Consider the following 15109-nt stretch of genomic DNA (forward strand, 5'->3'; position numbering starts at 1 on the left):
GGAGGGAATCGTAATGCGTTAGAAAGGAATGAAGAATAAACAAATAGCTGTGCAGTCGCATTACGATGCCCTCCCGATAGCTATCGGGACAAGCTGAGCATGACGAAACCTCAAATTAGTTGTGGTTAAATTAGAGATAAATTTCTTTACTTTGCCGTTATTAAATCGGCATGATCAATCAGTTTCGAAATCTAAACCCATTAAACTTAATATTGCTTGCAGCGTATACTGTTTTCATGCGCTTGGCTATTTTTATAAATATGCCAGAACAATTGAACTTTGAGTTTTTAGAACCTTATGCCAAGTTTTTTATTCAAATTCCGCTGTCAAATAGTCTTTCGCCTAGTGCAAATATATTTTTTGCTACAATCATCGTATTTATTCAAGCCATATTATTCAATAGAATAATCAATAACCATGGCCTTTTGGCAAAACCAAGTTACTTACCTGCATTATTATACATTACTGGATCTAGTTTATTCTTACAATTTTTAATATTAAGTCCGCCCCTTATTTGCAATTTCTTACTGATCTGGATCATGGATAAATTTCTAAAGATCAGCAAAACTCCAAACGCCATGATGACCATGTTCGACATAGGAATGATCATCGCCTTTGGTACAATAATTTATTTCCCCTTTATTGTTTTGTTAATCATGCTATGGTTAAGTTTATTACTGTATCGTTCTTTTAATTGGAGAGAATGGATTGCAGGTTTTATTGGCTTTTTGACCATATTTTTCTTTATCGCAGTTTTTTATTACTGGAATGATAACATTACCCAGTTTTATAAAATTTGGCGCCCATTAACTAACCTTTTCCCGTCTAATCTTCAAATCAAATACAATGATTATTTGGTGTTAGTTCCTGTAAGCGTAATTATGGTATTGGCATCCTTACAATTAAGAGAAAATTTCTTTAGAAGTTTTATCAGTACAAGAAAGGCCTTTCAGATGTTGTTTTTTATGTTTGTGGTGGCCATCATTAGCTTTTATACCAAACCAGATTTTAGGCTCTATCATTTTATATTGAGTGTCCCACCCGGAGCAGTTTTGTTGGCATACTACTTTTCAAATGCTAAAAAACGTTGGTTTTACGAATCATTATTTGTGGTATTAGTTCTCGCGATACAGTATTTTTTATTCGTTTAACCTTTTTTAACAATTTCGCACGTTGAAACTAGCTAAAGATTAATAGCTTTGTGTCGTGAAGTTTGGCATTTACCGTATTGTTTTTAGCCTAGATTTTAATGTATAATCTGGTAATCGACATAGGAAACACAAATAGTAAACTGGCAGTTTTTAATGAAAAAGAGCTGGTTCATTTTGAGCGATTAAAAGAATTGAATCAAAATGAACTAATAAAATTGATTGAAAAATATCAAATCAAAAATGCAACAGTTTCAAGTGTTAGTAAAGATGTAGGGCAACTCGGAGCGTTTTTGCAACAATCAGTAAATTATCTGCCATTTACCACAAAAAACATTGGTGGCATAAAAAACAACTATCAAACGCTAAGTACATTAGGCTTAGATAGATGGGCAAAAGTAATTGCAGCTTACAAACTCTACCTTGGAGAAAACTGCTTAATGATAGATGCTGGAACCTGTATCACTTATGATGTTTTAACAGCAAACGGCGAATACTTTGGAGGAAGTATTAGTTTGGGCATAAGAATGAGATTTGAAGCTTTAAATCATTATACCGGAAGATTGCCATTAATAGAGTGGGATAAACAGGAGACAGTTATCCCTGATGGGAATGACACTGAGAATGCAATTAAAAATGGTGTTTTACAGGGCATTTTAAACGAAGTTGAAGGATTTATAGCGATTGAAAATAAAAAAAATAAAGGCCTGAAAGTAATTATTACAGGAGGAGATGCAGATTTTTTGAACAAACAATTAAAAAACAGCATCTTTGCCACCCAAATTATACATGAACCATATTTGGTTTTAAAAGGATTAAATGAAGTTATTACATTATAATATGTACCAAAGATTAAAATATACGTTTGCAGTTTGTCTATTATTAACAAGCATTATTGCAAATGCACAAGTTACCACACAGTCTCCATATTCAAGATTTGGCGTTGGAAATATTAAAGGCGGTTCATTGCCACAGTACAGGGCAATGGGAGGTATATCAACCGGCGTTTTCAGGACTAACTACTTCAATAATATCAATGTTCAAAATCCTGCATCTTATGCTGGTACTACAATTACCACTTTAGACATGGGCTTAACCGGCAGCTTCACCGAACTGAAGAATAGCTCACAAACAGAGAATAGCTTTAATGCTACATTAAGTCATATTGCATTTGCATTTCCATTGTCTAGAAAATCGGGATTAAGTTTTGGAATTTTACCTTATTCTGAACTTGGTTATAACTTCAAAAACACAGTAAAAATTGGTACTACCACTGCCAATACCAAAACCGTAGATTACGAATATCTAGGAGAAGGTGGCTTAACTAAAGCTTATCTAGGTTACGGTGTACAGTTTGGAGATCATTTCAGGATAGGTGCTAATGCCGAATATTTATTTGGTAACCTAACAGAAAACAGATCTACAGAATATGTGCAAGAACCAGGCGCAATTAACTCTCGCTTACAATCTAAAAATAGCGTTGGCGGTATAGCTTTCACTTATGGCGCACAATATGATTTCAATCTAGGTAATAAAACTTCGTTGGTTCTTGGTTACTCAGGTTCTTCTTCTTCAAAAATTAATTCTAAGAAAACACAAGTTGCCACTCAATACTTTAACGATTCCAATGGCGATGAACAAACAGCTATAGATACTTTATTATTTGTAGAAAACAGCCCAACAAACTTAAAATTACCTTTGATCCATAATTTTGGTTTTAGTATCGTAAAAGAGAATAAGTGGTTAATTGGAGCAGATTATAGAATGGGTAAATGGTCTGAACTAAGTATAGACAAGGTAAACCAAGGTTTACAAGATACCTATGGAGTTTCAGTAGGCGGTCAATATACGCCTGATGTAACTGCCATTAATGGTTACTTTAAAAGAGTTGACTACCGTTTAGGGTTTTCATACGATAAAACATATATCCAACTGAATAAACAAGATGTGAAGCAAATGGGTATCACGTTTGGTTTAGGCTTACCTCTGTCTTCTTACGCTAGAGGCTCGCTTTACAGAATGAATTTAAGTGCAGAGTTAGGTAAAAGAGGTAATACAAACAATGGTTTATTGCAAGAAAAATACCTTAACATTCACTTAGGGTTTGCACTTAACACCAATAGCTGGTTCCAAAGGTTTAGGTTTGATTAATGAAAGCTTCGGATATTAAATCTGGCCTCAAGTTAACTTTTACCATCGCATTATTATTGGTCATGTCGTCTTGTAATGATGATGACATGAAAAATGTGTCTGCAGTTTCTTCTAAACAAATAACCTTAAGTAAAGACAGGACCTATGGAGCCGAGATTATTTATAGTGATTCGGCCAAAGTAAAAGGAAAAGGTTACGCGCCAATTTATGATAAAGTCGTTCCGTCTCAAGGTGCTAGTTATAACGAAATGCCAAGCGGTGTAAAAATCGAATTCTTTGATGAGTTTTTAAAAACCACTGGTACAATCAAATCTGATTATGCCATTAATAAAGAAACAGAGAAAATAACCATCTTCAGAAGGAATGTAATTATTGTTACAGATAAAATCACTTTTACTACAGAAGAGTTAACTTGGGATGAAAACAAGCGAATGTATTTTTCGCCATCTGGTACGGTTACCACAAAAGATGGTAACGTATTAAATGGAACTGAGTTTTCTGCACCACAAGATTTGAGCACTTATAAGATTAAAGACGCTTCTGGACAAGGTAATGTTAAGGGAGATTTGCTACAATAATTCATTTTTTCTTGGCCATATCTGCTTAGTTTTCAAGGGCAAAATCAAATAAAATTAATATTTTCAAATTAGTTCCAAATTTGTATCTTGCGCCCTCTTAAAAAAATAAAAAATAAGAATAATAATAATATGGGAGTAATGACATTCATGCGTACCAAGATGGGATATTTTCTAGTAGGAGGTATCGCGGTGGTATTAGCGTTATTTGTTTTGGAGCCGTTGCTACAACAGGGAACAGCAATTTTTGGTGCATCAAGAAATTCAGTTGGAGAGATTGATGGAAAAGAAATTAAATACGAAGAGTTTAATCCAAAAGTAGAACAAAGCTTAGCACAGTTTAGACAACAATATGGTTCAAATATCAATCCTCAAATGCAGGCTATGGCTATTGATAATGCATGGCAAGCTGAGGTTGGCGAGGTTCTTTTAGGAAAAGAATATGCTAGACTAGGTTTAATTGTTAGCGGCGATGAATTGTATGATTTAATCAATGGTGAAAGACCAAGTCAATTAATTCTTCAGAATTTCTCTGATCAACAAACCGGACAAATAGACCGTAATGGTTTAATGAGCTCTTTAAAGGCAAGGGAGTCAAATCCAGAACTTAAGGCAAAATGGTTACAATTAGAAGAGCAAATCGAGAAACAAGCTTTACAACAAAAATATGCTAACTTAATTCGTAACTCTGTTTATGTGTCTACTTTAGAAGCTACTGATGAGTATAATAACCGTAACAAATTAGCTAGCTTTAAATATGTGAATTTAGATTATAGCTCTATTTTAGATGCAGCTGTTAAGATTTCTGATGAAGATTATCAAGCTTATTATGATGCTAATAAAAAACGTTTCGATAATCCTACAGAAACTCGTGGATTTGAATATGTTTCATTTAGCATTAAACCAACCAAAGCTGATACTGCCGTGGTTAAAACTCAAGTAGATAAATTAGCAGCTGATTTTAGAACTACACCAAACGATTCGTTGTTTGCTGCAAATAATTCAGATGTAAAAGTTCCTTACACGTACATTTCTAAAGGAAAATTAGATCCAGCAGTTGATTCGGTAATATTTAACTATCCAGCAGGAAGTTTTTATGGCCCAGTATTCTCTGGTAACTCTTATAAGTTAATTAAAGTTGTAGATAGCCGTTTCTCACCAGATTCTGTTAAAGCTAGTAATATCCTATTAGATCCAAGTAAACTAGGTGGAGAGGCAAATGCTTATAAATTAGCAGACTCACTTAAAAAAGCAATACAAGGTGGTGCTAGTTTTGCTGCATTTGCTGATACATATAATACAGATGCAAGTAAAGGAAAAGGTGGCGATTTAGGAACTTTTGCTCGCGGTACCATGGTTCCTGAGTTTGAAAATGCAGCTTTCAATGGTAATACCGGAGATCTTAAAATAATTAAATCTCAATTTGGTATTCACATTCTTAAAATCGAAAAACAAGTTGGTTCTTCTAAGGTTGTAAAATTAGCTTACATAGAAAAATCTTTAGCGCCAAGTGAAAAAACCAGACAAACAGCTTATAAAAAAGCAACTGCATTTTTAGCAGACGTTAAAGGAGATAATTTTAAAGATCTAGCTCAAAAAAGTGGTTATACCGTAGCATTAGCTGATAAAGTTACAGCAACCCAAGGATTTGCTCCTGGTTTAGATAACCCTCGTCCGTTAATTAAAGATGCATATGCAGCCGATAAAGGTGATGTATTGCCTACTGTATATTCAATGGATAACGCTTATGTTGTTGCTCATTTAACAGATGTAATGCCTAAAGGTCAATTAACTTTGGCTGATGTGAAAAAGCAAATCCAGCCAATGGTAATGAATGCAGTTAAAGCTAAAATGTTAACCGAAAAACTCAATAAAGCTTTAGGCGGATCTATTGATCAAGTTGCTGCTAAATTAGGTAAAACTGCAATGCCTGTTCAAAATATGGTGTTTGCAAATCCAATTATTCCAGGCCTAGCTCAAGAAAACAAAGTGGTAGGTGCTGTATTTGGATCGCAAGTTGGTAAAGTATCTAAACCAATTGAAGGCGATAAAGGTGTATATGTGTTTACTGTACAAGGTTTCACAAATCCTGCGCCAATGGCAAATACATTTAAACAAAAAGAAACCATGATATTGGGCGTTACACAACGTTCTTTAGGTGCAGCTTTCCAAGCTTTGCAAGAGAAAACTGAGATAAAAGACAATAGGGTGAAATTCTATTAATCTTTATTACGTAATTTTGTAACCGTCTCGACTATACATCGAGGCGGTTTTTTATTTTAGAGCCATGGATATTCAAGAGAACATTGTAAATAAGGTAGCTTCCAGTGGTTTAATCACCTTAAATTTGGAAGAATATTTCCACAAAGGAGAACGCTTGGTGTATGATATTAAAGACAATCTTTTTCACGGATTGATTTTAAAAGAGCAAGACTTTAGAGCGTTTATTAAAGCACACAATTGGGAGCAGTATAGAGATAAAAATATAGCCATCACCTGTAGTGCCGATGCTATTGTTCCAACTTGGGCATATATGTTATTGGCAAATAGATTTAAACCGTTTGCCAATGAAGTAGTATTTGGCAGCTTAGAAACACTAGAAGCGGTTCTTTATACTAAGGCATTATCAAAAATTGATATCAATTCATTTACAGGAGAACGTGTAGTAATTAAAGGTTGTGCTGATATCAATGTGCCAGTTGCTGCCTATGTAGAAATTACGGCATTACTTACTCCAGTTGCAAAAAGCATCATGTACGGCGAGCCATGCTCAACTGTTCCAATCTATAAAAGAAAAGATTAACAAATTTGGATTGCTTTTTGTTTGCACAACAAATATGAAAAGACTGACAATATTTTTCGCCCTTTTGTTAATTGGCATTGCTGCATTTGCCCAAGAACTACCCCTTAAAAAAGATCCTATTTTTAAAGAAGGAGAAGTGTTACAATATAAGTTGAAATATGGATTTATAACAGCTGCTGAAGCCACCATTAAAGTGGTAGCAACTGATGTGAAGTTTGATAATAAGCCAACCTATAGATTAGTGGTAGATGCAGAAACCTCAGGTACATTTGATATTTTCTATAAAGTAAGGGATCATTATGATTCTTATATCGATAAGACAGATTTAACACCTTATTTCTATCAAGAAAATATACGTGAGGCAAGCTACCGCCGGCAAGATAAAGCAAGGTTTTATCAAGATTCAAAAAAAGTAATTGCTAATAAAGGTACTTTTGCCACGCCAACAACACAAACTTTTGATTTAGTATCAGCCTATTATTTTGCAAGAAGTCTAGACATCTCAAAATTAAAAATGGGAGATGTATTTAAGCTTAATTACTTTTTGGGTGATGAAATCTCTCAACTAGAAATAGCCTACGTTGGTAAGGAGACCATAAAGAGCAAGCTCGGCAACATTAGGTGCCTAAAATTTAGCCCGTCTATTAAGCCTGGGCGTATCTTTAAGAAAGATAGCAAACTTTACCTTTGGATAACAGATGATGGCAACAGGGTGCCTGTAAAAGCCAATGTGGAGATATTGGTTGGTTCAGTAACCTTAGAAATTAAATCAGCGACAGGGTTAAAATATCCGATAGGGAAATAGATGGAATGTTTAACTGTTTGAATTGGTTAACTGAACTGAACATCAATTAACCGATTGTTACAATTAACCGATTAACCAACTTAAAAATATGATAGAAGTACAAAATGCTTTAGTGCATGAAGATGTGATCCGCGAAAGCTTTGTGTGCAATTTAAATAAGTGTAAAGGGATTTGCTGCGTGGAAGGTGATGCGGGTGCTCCTCTTGAGGTTGCTGAAACGGCTATACTTGCAGAAATCTATCCTAAAATTAAACATTTACTTGCCCCAAAAGGGATTAAGGCCATCGAAGAACAAGGGACATCTGTAATAGATGCAGATGGAGATTTAACTACACCATGTGTAGATGGACATAAAGAATGTGCGTATGTTACTTTTGAAGGTGGCATTACAAAATGTGCGATTGAAAAAGCTTACGAACAAGGATTGGTAGATTGGAAAAAACCAATTTCTTGCCATCTATATCCCATTAGGATAACCAAATATCCTGAATTTGATGTGCTGAATTATGACAGGTGGCACATTTGTCATGACGCCTGTTCTTTTGGTAGAGAGTTAAAGGTTCCTGTTTACCAGTTTTTAAAAGATCCATTGATTAGAAAATATGGCTTGGAATGGTATACGGAGTTAGAAAATAGTGTAAGAGATGGTGTTTAATATCTGTTACTTCTCGCACAAACACATATTACTAGCTTCATAAATTGGATAATTGATGTAGTAATGTTATTTTCGATGTTAAATAAACAGATTCCATTTTGAAGAAAATCCTAATTACCGGAGGAGCCGGGTTTATTGGCTCCCATGTGGTGCGCCGTTTCGTAAATAATTACCCTCAATATCAAATTATTAACCTGGATAAGTTAACCTACGCTGGTAATTTAGCCAACTTAACTGATATCGAAAATCAATCTAATTATCGCTTCGTAAAAGCAGATATTACAGATGCCAACGAGATCATGGAGTTATTCAGAAATGAAAACTTTGATTCTGTAATCCATTTAGCGGCAGAAAGTCATGTAGACCGCTCTATAACAGATCCAACTGCTTTTGTCATGACCAATGTAATTGGTACGGTAAACTTATTAAATGCAGCAAGAGAATGTTGGAAAGGTAATTATGCCCAAAAAAGATTCTATCATGTAAGTACAGATGAAGTTTATGGAGCACTTGGAGAAGAAGGGATGTTTACAGAGTCTACAGCCTACGATCCACATAGCCCATATTCTGCTTCAAAAGCAAGTTCAGATCATTTTGTGAGGGCTTACCATGATACCTATGGAATGGATTGTGTAATCTCCAACTGCTCTAACAACTATGGTTCCCACCATTTTCCAGAAAAATTAATACCACTGGCCATTAATAACATCAAAAACAATAAACCGGTTCCAGTTTATGGTAAAGGAGAAAATGTTCGCGATTGGCTTTGGGTAGAAGACCATGCAAGGGCCATAGATGTAATTTTTCATCAGGCAAAAACTGGCCAGACCTATAACATTGGCGGACACAATGAATGGAAAAATATCGATTTAATTAATCTATTGTGTAAAATAATGGACGAAAAATTAGATCGTGAGCAAGGAGAATCGGCTAAATTAATTACTTATGTAACAGATAGGGCTGGTCATGACCTGCGCTACGCTATCGATTCTACTAAACTGCAACAAGAGCTAGACTGGGTACCAAGCTTGCAATTTGAAGAAGGCTTAGCAAAAACTGTCGATTGGTATTTGACCAATAACGAATGGCTAGAGAATGTAACTTCAGGTAATTATCAATCTTATTATAACCAACAATACAAAAATACTTAATGGAAATACAAGAAACCGGAATAAAGGATTGTTTAATCATCAAACCTAGGGTTTTTGATGATGCCAGGGGGTCTTTTTTTGAAAGCTTTAACCAGCAAACATTTGAAGCCAAAACAGGTTTGTCGGGCAAATTTGTTCAAGATAACCAATCTTACTCTTCTTATGGTGTAATTAGAGGTTTGCATGCCCAAAGCGGCGAGTTTGCACAAGCTAAACTGGTTCGTGTAATTAAGGGCGAAGTGTTAGATGTTGCCGTTGATGCAAGACTTGGGTCTCCAACTTATGGCCAGCACGTTGCAGTGAAATTAAGTGCAGAGAACAAGTTGCAATTGTATGTGCCTAGAGGTTTTTTACATGGGTTTTCTGTATTAAGTGAAACAGCTGAATTTTTCTATAAGTGTGATAACTATTATAATAAAGCCTCAGAATTAGGTGTCATTTATAATGACCCCCAACTTAATATTGATTGGATGATATCTGCACAGGCTGCAACAGTTGCAGATAAAGATTTAATATTAAACACTTTTTCATCGCTTTCTTAATGGGTAAAATATTAATTATTGGTGCCGCTGGTCAATTAGGCCAATGTATAAAAACTGTAGCAGAGCGAAGATCGATTACAAACATCATTTTCCCATCAGAACAAAGCGCTAATATTTTAGATCTCGCCCTTTTAAATGAATTGTTTGCGAAGGAGCAGCCTAAATATGTGATCAATTGTGCAGCTTATACTGCTGTTGATAAAGCCGAGGATGATATAGAACTAGCCAAAGCGATTAATGAAACTGGAGCTGCTCATTTAGCTGAGGTTTGTAAAGCAAATGATGCAACACTAATCCACGTTTCTACTGATTTCGTTTTTGAAGGCAATACCGTAAAGTTATTGAAAGAGGATGACGAGGCTAAACCCATCAATGTATACGGACAAACCAAATTAGATGGGGAATTGGCTATTGTTGATATCTTGCAATCTCACATCATTATTCGTACCAGTTGGTTGTATTCTGAATATGCAAATAATTTCGTAAAAACGATGTTAAAGTTAGGTGCTGATAGGGATGAGTTGAATATCATTGCCGATCAGGTAGGTACACCAACCTACGCCATTGATTTGGCCAATGCCATTTTTGATATGATTGAAGCAGATAGCAAGGTATATGGAACTTATCATTATAGCAATGAGGGAGTAACTTCTTGGTTCGATTTTGCCAAGGCGATATTTGATATCAGTGAGACAAAAGTGAAGGTTAACCCTATTCCAGGTTCAGCCTATCCTACCAGGGCAACAAGACCATCGTTCTCAGTAATGGATAAAAGTAAAATTAAAAGTACTTTTAATATAACAATTCCTTACTGGAGAGATAGCTTAGTGGCTTGTATCGAGAAGATAAAGGGGCTAGAGGGGTAGATAGAGGTTTAACTGTTTAATTGTTTAAACTGGTTAATCGAATTAGGTATTGAGGAAAGGGGTTGGCGTTTAGACGGTTAATTGTTTAAATCGATTAATTGGTTAACTGTATGAGTATTGAGGAAAGGGGTTAGGCGTTTAGGTGGTTAGACGGTTAATTGTTTAAATCGATTAATTGGTTAACTGTATGAGTATTGAGGAAAGGGGTTAGGTGGTTAGACGGTTAATTGTTTAAATCGATTAATTGGTTAACTGTATGAGTATTGAGGAAAGGGGTTAGGCGTTTAGGTGGTTAGACGGTTAATTGTTTAAATCGGTTAATTGGTTAACTATATGAGTATTGAGGAAAGGGGTTAACTGTTTAATTGTTTAAATTGGTTAACTGTTTTATAAGGTTTTAAAAATAAAGGTTTAAATAGAGATCAATTTGTTTAATTAACGATTAACCGATTTCTACACTTAACCAATTAAACATAAAAATATGAAAGGTATAATCTTAGCAGGAGGTAGCGGAACTCGCTTGCATCCATTAACATTGGCTTGTAGTAAACAAATGATGCCGGTTTACGATAAACCGATGATCTATTACCCGCTTTCGACTTTAATGCTAGCAGGAATAAAAGAGGTTTTAATTATCTCAACACCTCATGATTTGCCAAATTTCGAAAAATTATTGGGTGATGGGGCAAATTTAGGATGCAAGTTCTCTTATGCCGTACAGGCAGAACCCAATGGCTTGGCACAAGCCTTTGTAATTGGGGCAGACTTTATTGGAAATGATAAAGTGGCGCTCGTTTTGGGTGATAATATCTTCCATGGAGAAGGGATGGCAAAATTGCTTCAAGCCAGTTCAGATCCTGATGGAGGCGTGGTCTTCGCTTATCAAGTTGCAGATCCTGAAAGATATGGTGTGGTCGAATTTGATGAAAATAAAAAAGCCATATCAATAGAAGAAAAACCAACAGCACCTAAGTCTGATTACGCAGTTCCCGGTTTGTATTTCTATGATAATTCTGTAGTAGAAATCGCTAAGAACATTAAACCCTCTCCGCGTGGCGAATATGAAATTACCGACGTAAATAAAGTTTACCTAGAACAAGGTAAGTTAAAGGTAGGCGTGTTGAGTAGAGGTACGGCCTGGTTAGATACAGGTACATTTACCTCTTTAATGCAAGCCGGTCAATTCGTTCAAATTATTGAAGAAAGACAAGGCTTAAAAATTGGCTGTATTGAAGAAATCGCTTATCGCATGGGCTTTATCACTAAGGAAGAATTAAAAGCAATTGCTACACCACTAGTAAAAAGTGGATATGGAGAATATTTGTTAAGATTAATAAAATAATCCATTGTCATCGGATGAATATCGACAGCTATGCCTTTTTCATCCGATGACTAAAAGAAAACCTCCTCCAATCGTTTGTCATCCTGAGGAACTAAGCCTGCCTGTCGGTAGCGAAGGGGATCTATTGAGAGATGATCAAAATCTTCGAATGCCCAAAACATTTAGATTGATCAAATAATAGTATTTAACCGTTCCCATATATTAAGATACCCTCCCGATAGCTATCGGGACAAGCTGGGTATGACGTAGCAGATTTTATCGGATGAATATTGGCTACTGTACCTTTTCATCCGATGACTAAAAGAAAGCGTCCCGTAAGCATTTTGTCATCCTGAGGAACGAAAGATCTATGAAGAGATTGACAAAGCTGCCAGATGACGATTTTTTAATCAGATAGCTAAAATTTAGCCTATCATCAATTTTGTTACTGGTATCCGAAGATAATAGAATAACTTCGTAGAAAGTAAATACTCTTCCCAACCTGTTATAATTGTCTTCAATGCTTTATCTTTACAAATTGTTGTGAGAAAATGAGCGAGACTAAACAGATTGCAGTTATTGGATTAGGATATGTGGGTTTACCATTGGCAATTGAGTTTGCTAAAAAGTATCAAGTCATTGGCTTTGATATTGATGAAAAGAGAATCAATGACTTACAGAAAGGGGTCGATCTTACCCAAGAGGCAAACCTAGGTGATCTTCAGCTTGTACTTTCAAATGAAGGAGGTATTGGGTTAAGCTTTTCAAGTGTTTTAACAGATTTAAGTGGTTGTGATGTCTTTATCATTACAGTGCCTACACCGGTAGATCAATTAAAAGCGCCAGATCTTAAGCCATTGTTAGATGCTTCGGCAATGATCGGTAGCGTGTTAAAAAAACAAGATATCGTTATTTATGAATCTACCGTTTATCCAGGCTGTACTGAAGAAGATTGTGTGCCTATTTTAGAGCAGTATTCAGAGTTAAAGTTTAATGAAGATTTCTTTTGTGGTTATTCGCCCGAACGAATTAATCCAGGTGATAAGATCAATACCCTTACTAAAATCAAAAAAGTAACCTCAGGCTCTACACCCTCAATTGCAATTGAAATAAATCAACTCTATGCAAGCATCATCACGGCAGGCACACATTTGGCACCAAGCATCAAAGTTGCTGAAGCCTCTAAGGCCATAGAAAATGCACAGCGGGATGTTAACATTTCCTTTGTTAATGAATTGGCCTTGATATTTGACCGCATGCATATCGATACAACTGATGTGCTGGAAGCCGCTGCAACCAAATGGAATTTCCTCAATTATAAACCAGGTTTGGTGGGAGGACATTGTATAGGCGTTGACCCATACTACCTTGCGCATAAATCGGAAGCCTTGGGTTATAAACCTGAAGTGATTTTATCAGGTAGAAGGGTAAATGATAATATGGGGATGTTTGTTGCCAATAAGGTGGTTAAAATGATGATTGCAAAAGACAAGTCCATTAAACATTCAAAAGTGTTAATTTTAGGATTTGCATTTAAAGAAAACTGCCCTGATACCAGAAATACAAAAGTGATTGATATCTATAAGGAATTAATTTCCTTTGGCGTTGAGGTAGTTGTTTTTGATCCTTGGGCAGATAAGGGTAAGGTTAAGGCTGAGTACGGAATCATTTTGCTTGATCAGGTACCAGCTGAAGAATTTGACGGCGTTATCTTAGCCGTAGCACACCAGGCTTTTAAAGAAATAAATTATGCTGCATTTAGAGACAGCGGTGCAATTATTTTTGACACCAAGTCTTTTATAGATAGAACATTGGTAGATGCAAGATTATAATCTAAAAATACGTTTCTAGATAGGGGAGCTTGAATTTTTATAATATTCGATAGGAAAAAATTCTTATGTTTGAAATCAAAAAAATAGCTAGGTTGATATGAAAGTTGCATTAATCACTGGAGTTACAGGGCAAGATGGGGCCTATTTAGCGGAGTTTTTGTTAAAAAAGGGATATTTTGTACATGGTGTTAAGAGAAGGAGTTCTTTGTTTAATACAGATAGGATAGACCATTTATATCAAGATCAGCATGAGAAAAATGTTTATTTTAAATTGCACTATGGTGATCTAACTGACTCTACCAATTTAATTCGCATCATTCAAGAAGTACAGCCTGATGAAATTTACAACTTAGCCGCCATGAGCCATGTACAGGTAAGTTTTGAAATGCCAGAATATACTGCCAATGCTGATGGAATAGGAACCTTACGTTTATTGGAGGCGGTGAGGATTTTAGGCTTAGCCAAAAAAACCAGGATTTATCAAGCCTCAACCTCCGAGTTATACGGCTTGGTGCAAGCGGTGCCTCAAAGTGAAACTACACCCTTTTACCCTCGTTCGCCTTATGCGGTAGCTAAAATTTATGGCTATTGGATCACTGTAAACTATCGCGAGGCTTATGGTATGTTTGCTTGTAATGGGATCTTGTTTAACCATGAAAGCCCACTAAGGGGCGAAACCTTTGTAACCCGTAAAATTACAAGGGCAGCCTGTAAAATTGCATTGGGTCTTCAAAACTGTCTATATCTAGGTAATTTATCTGCTCAAAGAGATTGGGGCCATGCCAAAGATTATATAGAGGCCATGTGGCTAATCTTGCAACAAGAAAAAGCAGAAGATTTTGTAATTGCAACAGGTATCACTACGACTGTCCGAGATTTTGTGAGGATGAGCTTTGCAGAGCTAGGCATTGATGTAGAGTTTTCTGGGAAGGATGAAAATGAGAAGGGTGTTATTGTGGGATTAGATGTTGAGGTGTTGAGTCGCTTAGGGTTAAATGATGATGCATTGAAGCTAGGGATGACCGTTGTAAAAGTTGACGCCAAATATTTTAGACCTACCGAAGTTGATTTGCTCCTTGGGGATCCCACTAAATCTAAAGCCCAATTAGGATGGGAACCAAAATACAATCTTCAAGCATTAGTGGAGGACATGATGCAGTCTGATTTGCATTTGATGAAAAAGGACGAATATTTAAAGGAAGGCGATTTTAAGACTTTAAATTATTTCGAATAATTGTAGATCATTTAACCTTGTTGTAT

At 35.8% G+C, this 15109-nt stretch carries 14 protein-coding genes; all 14 read left to right on the forward strand.

Annotation, left to right across the window (positions count from 1 at the left end):
• The first annotated feature begins 170 nt into the window (after positions 1-170).
• The 14 genes from EZ428_RS04975 (at position 171) to gmd (ending at position 15083) form a co-directional block, all read left to right on the forward strand.
• Entirely contained in the window at positions 171-1151 is a 981-nt protein-coding gene (locus EZ428_RS04975; RefSeq protein ID WP_131551997.1) for a DUF6427 family protein, read from the forward strand.
• A 98-nt stretch (positions 1152-1249) separates the two neighbouring features.
• Complete coding sequence (locus EZ428_RS04980; protein WP_131551998.1) at positions 1250-1987, forward strand: type III pantothenate kinase; 738 nt, start codon at positions 1250-1252, stop codon at positions 1985-1987.
• Positions 1968-3299 carry a hypothetical protein gene (locus tag EZ428_RS04985; protein ID WP_225870996.1) on the forward strand — a complete coding sequence of 444 codons (1332 nt, stop codon included), beginning with the start codon at positions 1968-1970 and terminating at the stop codon, positions 3297-3299. Before EZ428_RS04980 ends, EZ428_RS04985 begins: the two co-directional genes overlap by 20 nt.
• The gene (locus EZ428_RS04990; RefSeq protein WP_131551999.1) at positions 3299-3877 is read left to right on the forward strand and encodes an LptA/OstA family protein; all 579 of its coding nucleotides are present in this window, start codon (positions 3299-3301) and stop codon (positions 3875-3877) included. The genes EZ428_RS04985 and EZ428_RS04990 overlap by 1 nt, the downstream gene beginning before the upstream one ends.
• Positions 3878-4024: 147 nt before the next feature.
• Positions 4025-6097, forward strand: coding sequence for a peptidylprolyl isomerase (locus EZ428_RS04995; protein ID WP_225871015.1), 2073 nt, complete (start codon positions 4025-4027; stop codon positions 6095-6097).
• Positions 6098-6161: 64 nt separating this feature from the next.
• Positions 6162-6677: a DUF2480 family protein gene (locus tag EZ428_RS05000; RefSeq protein WP_131552001.1), complete on the forward strand. Its 516-nt coding sequence runs from the start codon at positions 6162-6164 to the stop codon at positions 6675-6677.
• A 34-nt stretch (positions 6678-6711) separates the two neighbouring features.
• Positions 6712-7482, forward strand: coding sequence for a DUF3108 domain-containing protein (locus tag EZ428_RS05005; RefSeq protein ID WP_131552002.1), 771 nt, complete (start codon positions 6712-6714; stop codon positions 7480-7482).
• Positions 7483-7570: 88 nt separating this feature from the next.
• Positions 7571-8137, forward strand: a complete 567-nt coding sequence (locus tag EZ428_RS05010) for a DUF3109 family protein (RefSeq protein ID WP_131552003.1) — start codon at positions 7571-7573, stop codon at positions 8135-8137.
• 98 nt (positions 8138-8235) lie between these two features.
• Positions 8236-9288, forward strand: a complete 1053-nt coding sequence (gene rfbB, locus EZ428_RS05015) for a dTDP-glucose 4,6-dehydratase (RefSeq protein ID WP_131552004.1) — start codon at positions 8236-8238, stop codon at positions 9286-9288.
• Positions 9288-9830 carry a dTDP-4-dehydrorhamnose 3,5-epimerase gene (gene rfbC, locus EZ428_RS05020; protein WP_131552005.1) on the forward strand — a complete coding sequence of 181 codons (543 nt, stop codon included), beginning with the start codon at positions 9288-9290 and terminating at the stop codon, positions 9828-9830. Before rfbB ends, rfbC begins: the two co-directional genes overlap by 1 nt.
• On the forward strand, positions 9830-10696 hold the full coding sequence (gene rfbD / locus EZ428_RS05025; protein ID WP_131552006.1) for a dTDP-4-dehydrorhamnose reductase: 867 nt from the start codon (positions 9830-9832) through the stop codon (positions 10694-10696). The genes rfbC and rfbD overlap by 1 nt, the downstream gene beginning before the upstream one ends.
• A gap of 481 nt (positions 10697-11177) precedes the next feature.
• Positions 11178-12038: a glucose-1-phosphate thymidylyltransferase RfbA gene (rfbA, locus tag EZ428_RS05030; protein WP_131552007.1), complete on the forward strand. Its 861-nt coding sequence runs from the start codon at positions 11178-11180 to the stop codon at positions 12036-12038.
• 530 nt (positions 12039-12568) lie between these two features.
• Positions 12569-13849: a nucleotide sugar dehydrogenase gene (locus tag EZ428_RS05035; protein WP_131552008.1), complete on the forward strand. Its 1281-nt coding sequence runs from the start codon at positions 12569-12571 to the stop codon at positions 13847-13849.
• Between the two features lie 97 nt (positions 13850-13946).
• Positions 13947-15083: a GDP-mannose 4,6-dehydratase gene (gmd, locus tag EZ428_RS05040; protein WP_131552009.1), complete on the forward strand. Its 1137-nt coding sequence runs from the start codon at positions 13947-13949 to the stop codon at positions 15081-15083.
• Positions 15084-15109 lie beyond the last annotated feature (26 nt).

This window comes from Pedobacter frigiditerrae (assembly GCF_004331645.1).
GTDB lineage: Bacteria > Bacteroidota > Bacteroidia > Sphingobacteriales > Sphingobacteriaceae > Pedobacter > Pedobacter frigiditerrae.

Bases quoted from the DNA above. Each gene is read 5' to 3' on its own strand.
- EZ428_RS04975 (WP_131551997.1), top strand. From the start codon at position 171: ATGATCAATCAGTTTCGAAATCTAAACCCATTAAACTTAATATTGCTT.
- EZ428_RS04980 (WP_131551998.1), top strand. From the start codon at position 1,250: ATGTATAATCTGGTAATCGACATAGGAAACACAAATAGTAAACTGGCA.
- EZ428_RS04985 (WP_225870996.1), top strand. From the start codon at position 1,968: ATGAAGTTATTACATTATAATATGTACCAAAGATTAAAATATACGTTT.
- EZ428_RS04990 (WP_131551999.1), top strand. From the start codon at position 3,299: ATGAAAGCTTCGGATATTAAATCTGGCCTCAAGTTAACTTTTACCATC.
- EZ428_RS04995 (WP_225871015.1), top strand. From the start codon at position 4,025: ATGCGTACCAAGATGGGATATTTTCTAGTAGGAGGTATCGCGGTGGTA.
- EZ428_RS05000 (WP_131552001.1), top strand. From the start codon at position 6,162: ATGGATATTCAAGAGAACATTGTAAATAAGGTAGCTTCCAGTGGTTTA.
- EZ428_RS05005 (WP_131552002.1), top strand. From the start codon at position 6,712: ATGAAAAGACTGACAATATTTTTCGCCCTTTTGTTAATTGGCATTGCT.
- EZ428_RS05010 (WP_131552003.1), top strand. From the start codon at position 7,571: ATGATAGAAGTACAAAATGCTTTAGTGCATGAAGATGTGATCCGCGAA.
- rfbC (WP_131552005.1), top strand. From the start codon at position 9,288: ATGGAAATACAAGAAACCGGAATAAAGGATTGTTTAATCATCAAACCT.
- rfbD (WP_131552006.1), top strand. From the start codon at position 9,830: ATGGGTAAAATATTAATTATTGGTGCCGCTGGTCAATTAGGCCAATGT.
- rfbA (WP_131552007.1), top strand. From the start codon at position 11,178: ATGAAAGGTATAATCTTAGCAGGAGGTAGCGGAACTCGCTTGCATCCA.
- EZ428_RS05035 (WP_131552008.1), top strand. From the start codon at position 12,569: ATGAGCGAGACTAAACAGATTGCAGTTATTGGATTAGGATATGTGGGT.
- gmd (WP_131552009.1), top strand. From the start codon at position 13,947: ATGAAAGTTGCATTAATCACTGGAGTTACAGGGCAAGATGGGGCCTAT.